This window comes from Maribacter confluentis, from assembly GCF_030505015.1.
In the GTDB taxonomy this organism is placed as follows: domain Bacteria; phylum Bacteroidota; class Bacteroidia; order Flavobacteriales; family Flavobacteriaceae; genus Maribacter; species Maribacter sedimenticola.
Map to the genome: position 1 here is coordinate 843,504 of NZ_JAUKUC010000001.1, position 17,086 is coordinate 860,589.

Sequence of the window (17,086 nt, forward strand, 5' to 3'; positions counted from 1 at the left end):
AATTATTTTGTTAAACTTTTATAAAATATAATTAAACAAAATAATTCTATTGTACATTTAAAGTATCAACAATATTAATCTTTATAATAATGATTTAGATATTATGTTTATTTCTTCAACTTATTAATTAAACAATTTAAAAACACCGCTATGAAAAAAATGTTACGATTTAAGTATTTTATGTTATTCGCCGCGTTGTCCGTAATGATATGGTCATGTGACAATGACGATAATGATGAGGACCCAATGGTAGAAACCAAAACCATTGTTGAAACCGCTCAGGCCCAAGAAGCACTTACTTCTTTAGTTACCGCGTTGACTACGGCAGATAATTCTGAAGGGACGGACTTAGTAGGCACTTTAAGTTCTACTGGCCCGTTTACTGTTTTTGCTCCTACGAACGATGCATTTACCGCGTTATTGAACCAATTGGATGGATTTGATTCCTTATCAGATTTTGACACGGACGAAGAAAGAGAACTCTTAACTACCATATTAACTTACCACGTCGTTGCAGGGGTTGCTGCAAAATCTGGAGATTTAACGGACGGCATGACCGTAACTACCGTTCAAGGAGAGGATATTACCATAAATTTGGAAGGTGGCGTATTTTTGGATGATGCAACCGAGGTTAATGCAAAAGTAGTTATTGCCGATGTGGAAGCCAGTAACGGTGTTGTACATGTCATCGACAAAGTTATTTTACCACAAGCAATTATTGATGCGTTGAACGAAGGTTCCATGACCAATGAAAATGGAACTTTGACCGATATAGTAGTGGCAACGGAACCATTATCACTTTTAGAGGCAGCGGTTATCAAAGCAGATTTAGCAGCAACGCTAAGTACAGAAGGTCCGTTTACCGTATTTGCACCTACTGATGATGCTTTTATTGCATTATTGGAAGCATTGGGAGATGACTATAATAGTCTTGACGATTTTGATACCGAAGAAGAAATTGCGTTATTGAAGAATATTCTTCTATACCATGTTATCCCGGCAAAGGTACTATCTACCGACTTATCAGAAAGTGCCGTGGCAACCGCTTATACGGATAACAGCATTGAAGTAATTGCTTCGGGCGATACTTTTGTTATTGGTGATGCCTCTGACACCAATGCCAATATTACAGGTGTTGATATTATGGCTTCCAATGGTGTTGCCCATACTATAGATAAAGTATTGTTACCACAGGCGGCAATTGATTTTGTAGCGTCCTTACAATTAAAAACCATTGTGGATACCGCCGTGGCTACAGATGACTTAAGTCTTTTGGTCGATGCCTTGGTACAGGCAGATGCCGGACTAGTCGAAACCCTAAATGGCGAAGGACCTTTTACGGTTTTTGCACCTACCAATGCAGCTTTTGTAGCGTTATTGGACCTTTTAGGAGAAGATTTCAATAGCCTAGCCGATTTTGATACCGATGAGGAAAAAGCATTATTGACCAAAGTACTGACCTATCATGTAGTAGCCGGTGCCGCAGCTTTCTCAACTGGATTGAGCAACGGACAATCTATTGAAACCATACAGGGTGAGAATGTAACCATATCCCTCATGGAAGGATCCGTACAAATTATGGATGCTACTGAAATAAATGCTACGGTAGCCCTTGCAGACGTTGAAGCGAGCAACGGTGTGGTTCATGTAATCGACAAAGTTTTATTACCACAGGAAGTTTTGGACATGCTAGCGTCCATGAGTCTAAAGACTATCGTTGAAATAGCCGTAGAAACAGATGACTTAAGTTTATTGGTGGATGCTTTAGTACAAGCCGATGCCAATTTGGTGGAAACATTAAACGGTACAGGGCCATTTACCGTTTTTGCACCAACTAATGATGCATTTGTAGCATTATTAGAGACATTGGGAGATGATTATAACAGCCTTGCGGATTTTGAAACTGATGAAGAAAAAGAATTATTGGTTACTATATTAACCTATCATGTAGTTGCCGGTGCAGCTACATTCTCTACAGACCTAAGCAATGGTCAAATGATAGAAACCTTTCAAGGTGAAAATATTGGTATTGTTTTAGAAAATGGAGGTGTTAGTATTATGGATGCAACAGAAATGAACGCCAATGTAGCTATAGCGGATGTTACCGCCAGCAATGGTGTGGTACATGTAATAAATAAGGTTTTGTTACCCCAAGCAGCTTTGGACGCCCTTGCCCCATCAGTACCAAATATTGTGGAGACAGCACAAAGTGTGGATGACTTGAGCTCGTTGGTAGCCGCATTGATCCAAGCCGATGCCGGATTAGTGGAAACTTTGAGCAGTGAAGGTCCTTTTACGGTTTTTGCACCAACAAACGAAGCTTTTGCCACGTTTTTGAATGATTTAGGAGCTAGCTATAATAGTTTAGAAGATTTTGATACAGATGAGGAAAAAGCCTTGTTGGCGCAACTTCTTACTTATCATGTTATAGCAGGCGCTGCCGTGGCCTCTACCGACCTTACCGACCATCAGGAAATTGTAAGTGTACAAGGAGAATCACTATTTGCAATTTTAGGCAATGGTGTACAAATACAGGATAAAACACAGGTTAACGGTAATGTAGTTACGGCAGACGTAATGACAAGCAATGGTATAGTACATATCGTGGATAAAGTATTGTTGCCACAGGAAATTATTGATGCATTGCATTAATCTCCCCCGAAATACAATTAGTAAGATTAGGCCCTCTTTTTAAAGGGGGCTTTTTTAGACCGATTTTGTAAACATCATCAACCACTCCTTTAGCATACAATAAACCCTCCTTGACAACTAAGTTTTGAAACCCCTAAATAATAACCTCATCTTTAACATCCCAAATCTTACCAAACCAATCCTTAATCAATGGCAAAAGCCCTTTCAAAACTGAAAGGGCTTTTTATTTCAATACATCTGTTAGTCAACGTTCATTTACTTCTTTTTTTGAGCTTCTGCCTGCTCCATCATCTCTCGCATTTTCTTCTGAAACTTATTCTCCTTTTTGGGTTTTTTCTTATTTTCTTGAATTTGTGCATGTATTTTATCATTATCTATGATAAAGTTCTTAATGACCAACATTATACCAATGGTTATCATATTGGAAACAAAATAGTACAAACTAAGTCCACTTGCATAATTGTTAAAGAAAAACAACATCATGAACGGCATTAGGTACATGATAAATTTCATATTGGGCATACCAGGTTGCGTTGGCATGTTCTGCCCAGTGGTCATCATCATATAAAAGAATATGGCAATAGAAGCCAATATTGGGAACAGACTTACATGATCACCATAAAAAGGTATTGAAAATCCTTCTGGAAATTGATAGATAGTATCAAATGAGGAAAGGTCATCTGCCCATAAGAACGATTTTTGACGCAGCGCGAACGAAGTCGGGAAGAACATGAACAATGCGTAGAAAATGGGCATTTGTATAACCGCCGGGATACAACCGCTCATAGGACTCACCCCTGCCTTACCATACAGCTTCATCGTCTCTTGCTGCTTCTTCATTGCGTTGTCCTTATACTTTTCACCAAGTTCAGTAATTTCTGGTTTTAAAACCTTCATTTTTGCTTGGGACAAGTACGATTTATAGGTCACGGGAGACATTGCCAAACGGACTAAAATGGTCATAATAACAATAGCTATACCATAAGGAAAATAGGTACTTATCAACGAATAAAACGGAGTAAATACATAACGGTTGATCCAACCAAAAATACCCCAACCAAACGGTATGGAATCCTCTAAGCCCAAATCCTCGTACTTGGAAAGTACCTCAACATCCGTAGGACCAAAATACCAATGCAAATCCTTGGCTATTTCACCACCTTCCAATTCTATAGGAAGTTTTGAGGAATACGCCTTGGTAAAACCAAATGTTCTACTTTCCTCCTCTACCAAATTGACCGAAGCAAGTTCACCGGATTTAAATGGCTCGTCCGCAGCTAAAATACTGCTGAAAAAGTGTTGTCTATAAGATATCCATTTAATATCCTCCTCTGTTTCCTCGTCATCACTCCCCTCGGACAACTTACTGATTTTATCATCCTCATGATTGTAGGTCAACCGGGTATATCTATTTTCATATTCTATGCTCTTGGAGTGGCGAATACCTTTTAACGCCCAGTCCAATTCAATTGGCTTATTGGAACTGATCACATTGTCCAAACCTTTTGTCTTAATCTGAAAATCTACCAAATACTCATTTGGTTTCATTTCATACCTGTATTCAAGGTACTGATTGTTGGCCGTTTTAGCTTTTAACGATAATATTTGGTTACCGTTGGCCTTGCTCAAAGTAGGCTCAAAATAAAGGTCCTTGGTATTCAAAACCCTGTTATCTGTCGTGGAAAAATCAAGACCAAACGAGGCGTTACCATCCTTGACCAAATACACAGGAACAGAATCATAGGTTACGAAATTTTTCATTTTCGCCTCTACGATCTGTCCACCCTTATTGCTTATTTTCAATAACAGCACTTCATTTTCCAATGTGGTTATATCATTGGACGGTTTGGTAAAACCAAATGCCCCAAGTTTTCCTTGGTACGTAGCTACGGCGGTAGAATCCTGTAAATCTAATTGTTGAACTTCAGTACTAAGGGTCTCCGTAGTTTTTTCCGCTGCTTTGGCGGCTTCTACCTGTTCCTGTTTAGCTTTTTCCGCCGCCAACTCCTCTGGGGTAGGTTGATTTTGGTAAAACATAAAGATGAGTATTCCAAAAATCAGCACAAAGCCAATAATGGAGTTAACATCAAATTTCTTTTCTTCCATGAGGTAATTCTAAATTAATTGGGAATATTACAAATTCAAGACAGCAAATATATGCCCAAAAATAATGTTTATGCCAATGTGGCATTAGTTTGTGATTTTTTATATGCCAGGGCCGCTTTAACAAATCCCACAAAAAGCGGATGGGGATTAGCCACGGTACTCTTATATTCCGGGTGATATTGAACACCAATAAACCAAGGATGGTCCTTAGCCTCTACAATCTCCACCAAGTTGGTTTTTTTATTGAACCCCGTAGCGATCAAGCCGGCATGTTCCAATTTATCCAAGTACGCATTGTTAAATTCATACCTATGACGATGACGCTCTGATATTTGCGCTGCGCCACCATACACTTCCCGCACCAAACTACCTTCTTTAAGATCACAATCCCACGCACCTAAACGCATGGTACCTCCTTTATCGGTAATTGTTTTTTGCTCTTCCATGATACTGATGACCGGGTCTGGTGTATTTTCATCCATTTCGGTAGAATTTGCATTGGCCAATTGCAATACATTTCTGGAAAATTCAATAACCGCCATCTGCATTCCCAAACAAATTCCAAAAAATGGAATTTTCATTGTTCTGGCAAATTCCACGGCCTTTACCTTCCCTTCTATACCACGCTCCCCAAATCCTGGAGCAACCAAAATGCCGTCCAGTCCTTTGAGTTTCGTTTTATAATTGGAAACCGTAAGATATTCAGAATGTACAGATTTTACATTGACCCTTACCTCATTAGATGCTCCTGCATGTATAAATGCCTCTAAAATAGATTTATAGGAATCTTGCAATTCAACATATTTACCCACCAACCCAATGGTTACTTCATTTTTTGGGTTTTTATGGCGTTGCAAAAATTCGTTCCAACGGTCCAAATCAGGCTCAACGGTATTTGGTAATGCCAATTTTTGTAGGGTCACGGTATCCAAACCTTCTTCCTGCATCAATAATGGTACATCATATATAGTAGATGCATCTATACTTTGAATGACAGCTTCACGCTTTACGTTACAAAAAAGTGCCAATTTATCCTTTATCTCATCAGAAATTTGATGCTCTGTACGGCAGACTAAAATATCTGCCTTGATACCACTTTCCATTAAGGTCTTGACCGAGTGCTGTGTAGGCTTTGTTTTCAATTCGCCCGCAGCGGAAAGATAAGGCACCAATGTCAGGTGAATTACAATGGCATTATTATCTCCAAGCTCCCACAGTAATTGCCTAACCGCCTCTATATATGGTAACGATTCAATATCACCAACAGTTCCCCCTATCTCAGTAATAACAATATCATACTCGCCACTTTTGCCCAAAACCTGAACGCGCTCCTTGATTTCATTGGTAATATGAGGAACTACTTGTACCGTTTTCCCTAGAAATTCGCCTCTACGCTCTTTTTGGATTACGCTTTGGTATATTCTACCCGTAGTAACATTATTGGCCTGTGAGGTACGAACGTTTAAAAATCGTTCATAATGCCCCAAATCCAAATCTGTTTCCGCTCCGTCATCGGTCACATAACATTCGCCATGCTCATAAGGGTTTAACGTTCCTGGATCTACGTTGATATAGGGATCCAATTTTTGAATGGTAGTTTTGTAGCCGCGAGACTGCAGTAATTTCGCCAAAGAGGCTGCAATAATGCCTTTTCCTAATGATGAAGTAACGCCTCCCGTAACGAAGATGTATTTGGTTTGTGCCATGTATCGAATTCTATGTTACGGGACACAAAGTTACAAATTGAGGACAGAACTTGACGGATTTACCTAGGAAAATGTTTTTGTATTTTTCGAATTATGGATTCTAGCCCATTTACTCGTATTTCCAACGTAGATTTCAATAATTCTCCCAATTTTCCAACAGGAAATCCTTTTTGCTGAAACCAAATTAAATAAGGTTCCGGCAAATCTATTAAGTACCGCCCTTTATATTTACCAAAAGGCATTCTATAATGGGCCAATTCTATAAGTTTTTGCTTGTCTAAATTAATTTCCATTTTTAAATCTAAAAAAATTATCTTTAAGGAATCATCAACTTATACAACATGAAAAGAAGAAATTTTATTGGAACATCAGCAGCTGCCTCTGTTGGTTTCTTAACAACCTCAGCAGTAATGGCCAACAATGAAAATAAAAATCTATCCCCTAAATTAAAATACAATATTAACCATAGCGTATGTTATTGGTGCTATGATTCCATTCCTTTTGAAGATTTTCTTAAACATTTGGTAGCAATGGACATTAGATCCATTGACCTGGTAGGTCCGGACGAGTTTCCTTTATTAAAAAAATACAATATTCATGCCTCCATGTGTTGGGGGGCTGGCAAAGGTATTGTTGAAGGCTGGAACGACCCAAAACTTCATGATGAACTTATTGCAGATTATGAGCGCGTAATCCCTTTGGTTGCCGAGGCCGGATATACCAATCTTATTTGTTTTAGCGGAAATAGAAATGGTATGGACGATATGGTAGGCTTACGTAACTGTGCAAAGGGACTAAAACAATTGATGCCATTGGCCGAAAAACACGGTGTAGTTTTGCAAATGGAACTTTTAAACAGTAAGATCAACCATAAGGATTATATGTGCGACACCTCTGAATGGGGCGTTTCTCTTTGTGAAACCATAGGTTCTGAAAATTTTAAATTATTATATGATATCTACCACATGCAAATTATGGAAGGTGATATTATTAGGAATATCCAAGACTATCACCAATATTATGGTCACTATCATACGGGAGGCAACCCTGGTCGTCATGAAATTGATGAGACCCAGGAAATATTTTATCCTGCCGTAATGAAAGCTATTGTTGAAACCGGTTACACAGGTCATGTGGCACAGGAATTTGTGCCCAGCTGGGAAGACAAACTAGCCGCCTTAAAACAGGGGGTTACCATTTGCGATGTATAAATAGCTTCCTAAGAGTTTTCAAAAAAAGGCATCTTTCTAAAGGTGCCTTTTTTGCTTATAAAAATTATTGTTTTAAAACAGCTTCAATCTCGCCCACCCATCTTTCCTGAACGGTTAAATTCCTGGAATAATTGGTCTCTGCATCATATTTGTTCTGAAAATCATTTAACTGACGTAAAGTAGCCTTATATATTTTGCGCACTTCCTCCTTTATATTCTTTCCAAAACTTGCATTTTGCAGACGCGTTCTGAGCTTTCGAGCATAAAGTTCTGTAATATCAAAATGCAGTTGTTCGTGCAATAAGGTATTGTCATTACAAACTGTTGGCCTATACCAAGAACGTGTAGGATAAAAATAAGCATGCACATTAAAGTTCACCTTCATATCCCCGCCTTCATGATAAGTAGAAAAATCATAGCTAATACCACTTGCGGTAGTGGCAGCCGCATTTGCCCCATTAGGCACATCTCCTTTAAAATTAGCCCAATTTAGTCTGAAATCCGGACTCCAAGGTATTTGCTCTTGGCCATAGACCCATACAACCTGAGCCAACAGGAATAGCACTCCGAGCTTAATATGATTTATAGATCCCAATGATAGGTTATTACTTTCTCTATATCAGGATGAAGGCTGTATAGCACGGGACAGGTATTGGCCGTATGTTCCAATATTTTCCTGTCTTTACCCGAAACTTGAGCCGGTAAATGTAGCTCTACTTCAATTTTTGAAATTCTTCTTGGCGAAGGGGACATATGTTTGGTTACATCCGCTGTAGAACCCTCTAATGCAACTTCCAAACCTTTTGCCTTAATGCCCATCATAGTGAGCAAGCAGCTTGCCAAACCCGTGGCTACGGTATCGGTAGGCGAAAATGCTTGCCCCAGACCATTATTGTCAACAGGGGCGTCCGTTACAAAGGAACTACCGGATTTTACATGTATACATTCTGTTCTTAAATTGCCGTTATAGGTTACTTTTGCCGTCATGTTATTTCAATTCCTTTATTCTTAAATCATCCATCATCATGATATAGGAAGCTTGGTTATAATAACCGGAAATTCCCTTACGTTCATAATCGAACTTATTGCCGTTATATTCCGTTTCTCCAATAAACCTTGATATATCTATCAAATCATTTTTATAGGCTAGTTTCAACAACAAATCATAGGTCAGGTCAAAGCCTCTTACCGCATAACGGTCCGGATCGTCACCAAAACGTTTTCTGTAACGTTCCACAAATGAATTATTGCCCACCACACGATTTACCGATGGATAGGTGAAATTTAAATTGGATAGATGAGTGTTGGATATAACATCGTTTTCAAATGCAGAATTCATATCTGTTGTAAACATGCGCACCTTTACCTTATCCTTGTCTGACAGGGGGTCAAAAGCTGTATTGTTGAAGGAATTTAAAATGGATACCACACTGGCAACCAATCTATAATTTTCCGATTCTACAAAAACCCAGTTTGGAACCTTATTTGAAAGTAAGGTCTGTAACTTATCCCTATTAATACCTATATTTTTTTCCTCTTCCTTGACTACAACAACCTTGGCAGTAGGGAAATGGTCCAAAATTGCCTTTTGCCTATTCCTGCTTTTTTCATCGGCAATTACCAAAATGGTTTCATTGGTATGTGTTCCTTCCACATAATCCAACATATGATCTACCAGCACATCTTCATTGGTATAGGAGAAAAATACGTTGTCCAGACTTATATCGCTCTTTGCGGGAACAGGCGCTACTACAGGAATATTGTATTTGGAGGCCTGCACAGCAGTTTCCTTTAAGGAAGCAATATCCAATGGTCCAAAAATGGCATTGTAACTTCCTAAATTTTCTGCCTGAAGTATGTTTTTGGTATGCAGTAGGTCCAACTGATTGTCCAAAGTTTTCACATTGACAGAAACGCCCAAGGACTGCAAGGAATCTATTGCCACCAATGCCCCGGAATAAAGCCCAAGACTATATTTTAAACTATTTCTGGAATCAATTACTTTTTCCGTCCCTTCTTTATCCGCCAAATTCAACTTATCTAAACGAAACGGCAATAGGAACAAAACTTTAGGTGTAATGGCTACATTGATGCTATCCAATAAATTAACCTTGTCCAAAACCAACGAATTACGCACTTCATAATCCCCCACATTGTCCTTTGGCAATTTCAAGATCATACCAGCCTTTAGACCATCCTTTAAATCTGGGTTCAGTTGGGTAAGTTCTGCCCATGTCATTCCAAATTTTCTGGTCAACCTGAATTCATTCTGTTTTGGCTTTACCTCATAGAAGATGTAATTATCGGTATTAATGACACCGGGATCAACCTTTTTTTCCGGAATTCTAATAACCATACCCTCCTTAAGTCCACCACGTTCGGTAATTTCCGGATTTAAGCGAACTATTTCATCGGACTTTACACCAAATTCCTGTTCCAGTCTATAAAAATTCATTTTAGCAGGTACGGTGTAAGAAATAAAAAGCTCCGTTACCTGATTAGAAACTGTACTGCCCGCAATTTTTGGCATTAACAGTTCATACCCTTCGGACAAATAATTGTTTGTCTTGGACAAGCCAGGGTTAAGCACCAACATACTGTCAATGGTTATTCCATATTTATGGGCAATACTCCATCTTGTCTCCTTTGGTGCAACGATATACTTTTCATAATCATCAGAATTCAAAGGATTTTCTACCACAGCAGGTGCCTTAAATTTTGGAATGCGCAGTTCCATCCTTTTCTGAAGCGGAGAAGCATACAGTACCTTATTATATTTTTTGAGCTCATCTTCCGTAATCTTATACTGCTGGGTAATTCCAAATATAGTTTCCTTTTTTCTTACCCTGTGTGTAGTAAACCCGATAGGCTCCCTAGCAGTGGCGGAATCCTGCATTATATTCTTATTGAGTACCGATACGGCATCTGTAGTCCGGGAAGCGACTTTTGCCCCCGGAACGACCAATATTGTATTTGGCCTTAAAGCTTGACCAGCTTTAATCTCTTTATTGTACTGTAAAATATTAGCAGGGGAAACACCATACATCTTGGAAATACTCTCCAAGGTCTCTCCGGATTTTACTTCATGTGTATTGAACTTTTGGCCCAATGCGGTACACGAAACCAAAAAGCAAAAAGCACAAATTAGATAAAGCTGATTTACTATATATTTCATATTATTCCCATTCTATTGTTGCTGGCGGTTTTGAACTTATATCATATACGACACGATTGACGCCAGGGACTTTATTGATGATATCATTTGAGGTTTTTTGCAAAAACTCATATGGAAGATTAACCCAATCTGCAGTCATACCGTCCGTACTTTCTACAGCTCTAAGTGCAACACATTTTTCGTACGTACGCTCATCTCCCATTACCCCCACACTATTTACCGGCAACAACATGGCTCCTGCCTGCCACACTTTATCATATAACCCCCATTCCTTAAGTCCATTGATAAAAATGGCATCTACTTCTTGTAAGATCGCCACTTTTTCCGGGGTGATATCCCCAAGGATACGAATTGCCAACCCTGGCCCAGGAAACGGATGCCTGCCCAACAACGACTTATCTATTCCCAAACTTGCACCTACCCTACGAACCTCATCCTTGAACAACATTTTTAAGGGCTCTACCACTTTTAACTTCATAAAATCTGGCAAACCACCTACATTATGGTGGCTTTTAATAGTTTGCGAAGGGCCACCGGTTGCGGACACTGACTCAATGACATCTGGGTAAATGGTACCTTGTGCCAACCAAGTTGCATTTTCCACTAAATGCGATTCATCATCGAACACCTCAATAAATACACGTCCTATAGTTTTCCTTTTGGTTTCCGGATCACTCTCCCCAGCCAAATCATCCAAAAAGCGTGCCGAAGCATCCACACCCTTTACATTTAGACCCATGCCCTCATATTGCTTCAATACATCTGTAAATTCATTTTTACGCAAGAGGCCATTATTAACGAAAATACAATGAAGGTTCTTGCCAATAGCCTTATGCAGCAATACGGCCGCCACGGAAGAATCAACCCCTCCGGACAATCCTAAAATAACTTTTTCGTTTCCAATTTTTTGTTTCAACTCCGCAACGGTCTTGTCCACAAATGCATCTGGGGTCCACGTCTGTTCCATTCCGGCAATTTTCACCAAAAAGTTTTCCAGGACCTGTTTTCCATCCGTAGAATGGTATACCTCTGGGTGAAACTGGATAGCATAGGTTTCCTCCCCTTCAAATTTAAACGCTGCATTTTCAACATCATGCGTACTTGCCAAAAGGGTTGTATTTTCCGGTAGATGCTTGATAGTATCCGCATGGCTCATCCATACTTGGCTACCTGCGTCTACCTTATCAAAAAACGGTTCGTTCCCCTTAACAAAGCTAAGGTTTGCCCTACCATATTCCCTAGTATTGGATTTTTCTACACTACCCCCATTAAAATGGGCCAAATACTGAGCGCCGTAGCAAACTCCCAATAACGGCTTTTTACCCCTAATGGCAGATAGGTCCGGGTGAGCAGCATCATCTCCCCTAACGGATAAAGGAGATCCAGACAAGATTACAGCCTTATAACCGGAAAGGTCCTCTGGCAATTTATTATATGGCTTGATTTCAGAAAAAATGTTGAGCTCACGAACGCGTCTACCGATCAATTGGGTATACTGTGAACCAAAATCTAATATTAGGACTTTATTTTGCATGGGCAAAAATAGCAAATTGACGGTTCTTGAAAAGTATCTTTTGGTTATATTTAAACTTCATTTCAATTTTTTTTATGAAAAATGTAAGTGCTATAATTTTTGGAGCGGCAATAATCATTGCAGCCTTTTTCCTAGGAAATGCTTATGTGCGTAGGGCCAACCCTCCATAGATTATTTCGGTAACCGGGCTGGGGAACGAAAATTTTACCTCTGACCTTATTGTATGGGAGGGACAATTTTCATCTAATAGCACAGTATTGAAAACCGCATTTGACCAATTGAACAATGATAAGGAAATCGTAAGGCAATATCTGACTTCTAAAGGTATTCCTGCAGAAAATATCATTTTCAACAGTGTACAGACTACAGAAATGCGTGACAATCAATATGACAACGGAAATTATGTAGGCAGTATCTTTAGGGGTTATCAACTGACCCAAACCTTAAAAATAGAATCTGAAGACGTGGCATTAATTGAAGGGGTATCCCGTGAAATTACAGAACTGCTCAATAAAGGGGTACAATTTAACTCATACCCTCCAAGATATTATTATACCAAATTAGCCGACCTTAAGATTGAAATGATTTCCAAAGCCACGGAAGACGCGCGAATACGTGCAGAAAAGATAGCTGAAAATGCAGGTAGCGGTTTAGGAGACCTTGTATCCGCAAATATGGGTGTATTTCAAATTACCGGTCAAAATTCTGGAGAAGATTATAGTTGGGGCGGAGCTTACAATACGTCCTCCAAAAACAAAACCGCATCAATAACCATGAGATTGGAATACAAGGTAAAGTAATTCCTTAACTTTAATTGATCGCTTTCAAGGATTTGGATCAAAGCCAACTACAGTTTCCTTATGCCTAATTTCATAAAACAAAAGCCCGGTAATCAACCGGGCTTTCTAATCAACCAACCATTAATTTGAATACAATAAAAAGAATAATCTTTTTCATAACAATCTGTATTCAACCCTTTTGTCGTATTAATTTTTAATTCCTTACATGCCTTTAAAGAAAAAGCCCAGGAACCACCCTGAGCTTTTCAACTAAATCTAAACCAACTTCAAACCAAAAAAAATCAAAATTTAATTTTCATAGCCATTTTATATATAACAACTACATAAAGCTTTACCCTACCCTACTTGGCTTTTATTTTTAACTTTAACAAAAAAAATACAATGTCCGATGTCTTTTTTGAGGAAATGCGTAATGAAATATTCAATGGAGTCAATGAGCATGGACATCCATTTAGAACCATTTCCCTAGCAACCGTTGGTCATAATGCCATACCCAGATTATGTACCGTTGTCTTGCGTGAGGTCACCAATGATTTAAAACTGACCTTTTATACCGATAGCAGGTCCCAAAAAATAAGTAATTTAATGTTGAACGATCAAATTGGCCTACTTATGTACCATCCTCATAAATTATTGCAGATAAAGGTTGAAGGACAAGCACATATTGTAAAGGATGTTGAACGATTAAAGGATACATGGAACAACATACAGCCTAATAGTCGGCGGGATTATATAACCCAACATAGCCCTAGTAGTAAAATAACCAATCCTAGTACTATTGAATACTTAAACGATGGTCATTATTTTACCATGATCGATGTTGTGCCACAAAAAATTGAATTCCTCAAACTTAAAAGACCTCATCATATACGAATAGCCTTTGAAAAGAAACAGGATACTTGGAGCAGCACATTTTTAGTTCCCTAAAGCGGAATAAAAATAAATATTCTGCTTTTCCTTCCCAAAATCAAGGATGCTGTCCATAACTACATACTGCCCATTAGCGGGTTTGTTAAATGACACTTGAAGTTTAGGTTCTCCGGTATGCTTATCCTCATACGAATAATCATCTTGGGCTATGATAGTACGTCCCGGTCGTAATAAACGTATATTTCCTGCATAGGTAACATTAGGCAACGTCCATTGATCATCAGGATATTTATCCTCCAACATTTTTGCGACAGGATGAAATCCATATTGAACAGAAGACTTAATCTGCAGCAATTGCTCCAAAGGTGTTCTGACCACTTGGGCAAATAGTACACTATAAAATAACCAATATCCTATTTTAACGACCTTCATTCCATTTTTTAATTCAATGGACTCCATCAATAAAATGGTAAAGGGTATGAATAGTGGCAAAAGCCACCTAGTTTCTACTTTCTGGGTCTGAAATACTACGAAAAACAAGAGCAATACAAGAAACTGGACTATTGCCATTTTTAAAAACCAACTGTTGACAGGCTTTTTAAAGGTTAAAACTTTAAAAAAGAAGCCTAAAGCCAAAACGATCAGCATTACGTATACCAAAGCCAATATTCCCTTGAGAAAAGTAAGTACCGGTAGTAATGAAAATGTGGGCTTTATGGTATTGCCCATAACCTTTTCCTGAATACTTTCCGATAGGAAAACCTGATAACCTGAGAAGCCCAATAACCAAGATATATGTGGATAGATTATGGCCAAGGCGATAATTATGGAAATTAATACACGGATATTCCAAATTGCCGAAAAAAGTTTTTTATCCCAAATGGAAACCACCAATAATGTGATTAAAAAAAACACAAAATTATATTTGGACAAGATTCCTACGCCTACCAAAAGACCCAGCAAAACGTAGTACGGATATGTTCTATATTTTATTAATTGATGTACGCAAAAATAGGTGCCAATTATAGCTATGCACAACAAACTGGTATGTGACAACCTTCTAAACATAAAATCTATACATACCGGCACCAATACCAATAGTAGGGTTGCCAATTGCGCCTTGGTATTATGTTTTAACCGTACCAATGCAAATCTATATAGGACAAATAAGGTCAATGCAAAAAGTATCCCACGAAATAAAGAAAACGCTATTTTATGTACACCAATGATTTTGTTGATACCATATTGGACCCACGTATATAAGGGAGGTTGATCATCATAACCTAATCTTAACCATTGCGTATAATAGGCCTGTTCGGCATCTTCCAATTCCAAGGCGCTTTTTAACAAGGTGATTCCGGTAATTGCCAGAAAAGAAATAAATGCAAGCAGGGCTACCTTATATCCAAAATCGCCTTTGCCTACCATTATGTACAGGTTATCACAGTAAAATCTAATGACAAGGGCTGCAATGCCTTGACTAACATAGGTATTAATTCCTTACCATATGCTAGATAAAATTCAGCAAAATTAAGGTTACGCTCCTGCAAGGATTGTCTGGGGAAAAGTTCATTCTGTATTTCCGTTAACCTAATTACATGATCTTTCAATTTTATTTTCTGTGCTTTTAACAGACGTTTTTCCAAAGCATCCAATCCTTTTTTTTGCTTGACCTCTTGCGCCTTTACCGCTCCTAAAAAAGATTTGTCCGTTTTTTCCGCCAAGTCATATAAAGCCTCAAATTGTGCTTCCAATGCCTTTTTTTGGGGTGTAAAATCAATATCTATATTAGAAATTTCCCTTATCTTTTTATTGATAAGACTACTTTGTTTTAAGAACAGATCGGACTTGGAAATTTTCATTCGAGCAAGCTTATCGGCCTGTTTATCCGTAATCAGTAATGCTGAATTTCTGACCAACAAAATAGGAAAAGGTACGTTCATTGCTTGGAAAGTGCTCTTAAGCTCCAACCAATATGCTATTTCACCCCCACCGCCTATATAACAGAGATTAGGTAATATTACTTCTTGGTAGAGCGGCCGTGCAATGACGTTCGGTGAAAACCTTTCTGGTGAATTTTCCATCTCATGTACCAGTTCTTCCTTGGTAAATGAAAGTTCCGTATCATTTACATAATACTTACCCTTACTTTCCACAATTCGCCCACGAACACCATCCGCCAAATAAAAATAATTGATTTCACGCGGATTCACTTGTACGGTATAGTCCATAGACAACTTTTCCAAGTCAACAATAGTGGCAGATACTTTATCAAAAGCTATTTGCTCAAAAATATCCTTCTTTATAAAAGGCACCAGCATCTTTTTCAATTCCTTGTCATCCCCATCAACTATAACCAATCCATATTGGGAAAATAATTCATTGGCCAAGTACCGGGTAGCATCAGTTAAATTATCATGTTCAAGATATGAAGCCTCAAACAGCTCTTTTAAATCTTGTGCATTTTTACTGTCACCAATAGTATTTGCGAACAAGTTAAAGACTTCATTTAAGCCTTCTGTGGACAAGTTACCTACCGCACCACTGGCCTTTTTGTTCCATTGAAATTTTAAGCCTTTGTAATTGAAATAATTGATTTCCTCAAAATCATGATCTTCCGTAGCCATCCAATATATAGGCACAAAATTGTTTTCAGGAAACGCAGTCTTTAATTCCTTTGCAAGATTTATAGTGGAAATTATCTTATACAAGAAGTATAATGGCCCCGTAAAAAGGTTCAACTGATGACCGGTTACTATGGTAAAAGTATTGTCTTCCTTTAACAACGCTATATTCTCGCGTGTTTGTTCCGATGCATTTACCTGTTGATATTGATTACTTAAGGACCGGAATAATATGGTGCGCTGTTCCGTAGTAAAACTCTTTCTCTTTTCCTCAATTTGACCTTTAAAACCTTCTATGGAAGGAAATCTATGGTACAATGGCTTTAATTTTACATCTTCTGCAATGTAATCACAAATGAGCTTTGAAAAGTATCCAGTTTTATCTAAGGGTAAACAATCAATATCCAT

12 protein-coding genes and 1 pseudogene are annotated in these 17,086 nt (G+C 38.4%); 4 read left to right on the forward strand and 9 right to left on the reverse strand.

The annotated features are described in order from the left end of the window. Positions 1 to 150 precede the first annotated feature (150 nt). Positions 151 to 2,652 (forward strand): fasciclin domain-containing protein, encoded by a 2,502-nt coding sequence (locus Q2T41_RS03750; protein ID WP_304435006.1) that lies wholly within the window; start codon positions 151 to 153, stop codon positions 2,650 to 2,652. Between the two features lie 255 nt (positions 2,653 to 2,907). Here the strand turns inward: Q2T41_RS03750 and yidC are convergent, their stop codons facing one another. The 3 genes from yidC to Q2T41_RS03765 form a co-directional block, all read right to left on the reverse strand. Continuing rightward, positions 2,908 to 4,758 carry a membrane protein insertase YidC gene (gene yidC, locus Q2T41_RS03755; protein ID WP_304435007.1) on the reverse strand — a complete coding sequence of 617 codons (1,851 nt, stop codon included), beginning with the start codon at positions 4,756 to 4,758 and terminating at the stop codon, positions 2,908 to 2,910. Between the two features lie 68 nt (positions 4,759 to 4,826). Then, positions 4,827 to 6,464, reverse strand: coding sequence for a CTP synthase (gene pyrG / locus Q2T41_RS03760; protein WP_089262854.1), 1,638 nt, complete (start codon positions 6,462 to 6,464; stop codon positions 4,827 to 4,829). 59 nt (positions 6,465 to 6,523) lie between these two features. After that, positions 6,524 to 6,757 carry a DUF3820 family protein gene (locus Q2T41_RS03765; RefSeq protein WP_304435008.1) on the reverse strand — a complete coding sequence of 78 codons (234 nt, stop codon included), beginning with the start codon at positions 6,755 to 6,757 and terminating at the stop codon, positions 6,524 to 6,526. Between the two features lie 48 nt (positions 6,758 to 6,805). On the opposite strand from Q2T41_RS03765, the gene Q2T41_RS03770 reads away from it, so the two are divergent. Then, complete coding sequence (locus tag Q2T41_RS03770; RefSeq protein WP_304435009.1) at positions 6,806 to 7,675, forward strand: hydroxypyruvate isomerase family protein; 870 nt, start codon at positions 6,806 to 6,808, stop codon at positions 7,673 to 7,675. Positions 7,676 to 7,739: 64 nt separating this feature from the next. Here Q2T41_RS03770 and Q2T41_RS03775 read toward each other — a convergent pair whose 3' ends face one another. Genes Q2T41_RS03775 through guaA form a run of 4 tightly spaced genes read right to left on the reverse strand, consistent with a single transcriptional unit; the run spans position 7,740 to position 12,384 of the window. After that, positions 7,740 to 8,270, reverse strand: coding sequence for a DUF922 domain-containing protein (locus Q2T41_RS03775; RefSeq protein WP_304435010.1), 531 nt, complete (start codon positions 8,268 to 8,270; stop codon positions 7,740 to 7,742). Beyond that, positions 8,258 to 8,662, reverse strand: a complete 405-nt coding sequence (locus Q2T41_RS03780; RefSeq protein WP_304435011.1) for an OsmC family protein — start codon at positions 8,660 to 8,662, stop codon at positions 8,258 to 8,260. The genes Q2T41_RS03775 and Q2T41_RS03780 overlap by 13 nt, the downstream gene beginning before the upstream one ends. Position 8,663: 1 nt before the next feature. After that, positions 8,664 to 10,850, reverse strand: coding sequence for an amino acid ABC transporter substrate-binding protein (locus Q2T41_RS03785; RefSeq protein ID WP_304435012.1), 2,187 nt, complete (start codon positions 10,848 to 10,850; stop codon positions 8,664 to 8,666). 1 nt (position 10,851) lies between these two features. Beyond that, positions 10,852 to 12,384 carry a glutamine-hydrolyzing GMP synthase gene (gene guaA / locus Q2T41_RS03790; RefSeq protein WP_089262842.1) on the reverse strand — a complete coding sequence of 511 codons (1,533 nt, stop codon included), beginning with the start codon at positions 12,382 to 12,384 and terminating at the stop codon, positions 10,852 to 10,854. Positions 12,385 to 12,458: 74 nt separating this feature from the next. Here guaA and Q2T41_RS03795 point away from each other — a divergent pair. Beyond that, a pseudogene (locus Q2T41_RS03795) lies at positions 12,459 to 13,184 on the forward strand (SIMPL domain-containing protein). A gap of 381 nt (positions 13,185 to 13,565) precedes the next feature. After that, positions 13,566 to 14,111 (forward strand): pyridoxamine 5'-phosphate oxidase family protein, encoded by a 546-nt coding sequence (locus Q2T41_RS03800; RefSeq protein ID WP_304435013.1) that lies wholly within the window; start codon positions 13,566 to 13,568, stop codon positions 14,109 to 14,111. On the opposite strand, the gene Q2T41_RS03805 is transcribed toward Q2T41_RS03800, so the two are convergent. After that, the gene (locus Q2T41_RS03805) at positions 14,100 to 15,482 is read right to left on the reverse strand and encodes an ArnT family glycosyltransferase (RefSeq protein ID WP_304435014.1); all 1,383 of its coding nucleotides are present in this window, start codon (positions 15,480 to 15,482) and stop codon (positions 14,100 to 14,102) included. The two genes, Q2T41_RS03800 and Q2T41_RS03805, sit on opposite strands and share 12 nt — an antisense overlap. Next, positions 15,482 to 17,086: a bacillithiol biosynthesis cysteine-adding enzyme BshC gene (bshC, locus tag Q2T41_RS03810; protein ID WP_304435015.1), complete on the reverse strand. Its 1,605-nt coding sequence runs from the start codon at positions 17,084 to 17,086 to the stop codon at positions 15,482 to 15,484. Before bshC ends, Q2T41_RS03805 begins: the two co-directional genes overlap by 1 nt.

Bases quoted from the DNA above. Each gene is read 5' to 3' on its own strand.
- Q2T41_RS03750 (WP_304435006.1), top strand. From the start codon at position 151: ATGAAAAAAATGTTACGATTTAAGTATTTTATGTTATTCGCCGCGTTG.
- yidC (WP_304435007.1), bottom strand. From the start codon at position 4,758: ATGGAAGAAAAGAAATTTGATGTTAACTCCATTATTGGCTTTGTGCTG.
- pyrG (WP_089262854.1), bottom strand. From the start codon at position 6,464: ATGGCACAAACCAAATACATCTTCGTTACGGGAGGCGTTACTTCATCA.
- Q2T41_RS03765 (WP_304435008.1), bottom strand. From the start codon at position 6,757: ATGGAAATTAATTTAGACAAGCAAAAACTTATAGAATTGGCCCATTAT.
- Q2T41_RS03770 (WP_304435009.1), top strand. From the start codon at position 6,806: ATGAAAAGAAGAAATTTTATTGGAACATCAGCAGCTGCCTCTGTTGGT.
- Q2T41_RS03780 (WP_304435011.1), bottom strand. From the start codon at position 8,662: ATGACGGCAAAAGTAACCTATAACGGCAATTTAAGAACAGAATGTATA.
- Q2T41_RS03785 (WP_304435012.1), bottom strand. From the start codon at position 10,850: ATGAAATATATAGTAAATCAGCTTTATCTAATTTGTGCTTTTTGCTTT.
- guaA (WP_089262842.1), bottom strand. From the start codon at position 12,384: ATGCAAAATAAAGTCCTAATATTAGATTTTGGTTCACAGTATACCCAA.
- Q2T41_RS03800 (WP_304435013.1), top strand. From the start codon at position 13,566: ATGTCCGATGTCTTTTTTGAGGAAATGCGTAATGAAATATTCAATGGA.
- Q2T41_RS03805 (WP_304435014.1), bottom strand. From the start codon at position 15,482: ATGGTAGGCAAAGGCGATTTTGGATATAAGGTAGCCCTGCTTGCATTT.
- bshC (WP_304435015.1), bottom strand. From the start codon at position 17,086: ATGGATATTGATTGTTTACCCTTAGATAAAACTGGATACTTTTCAAAG.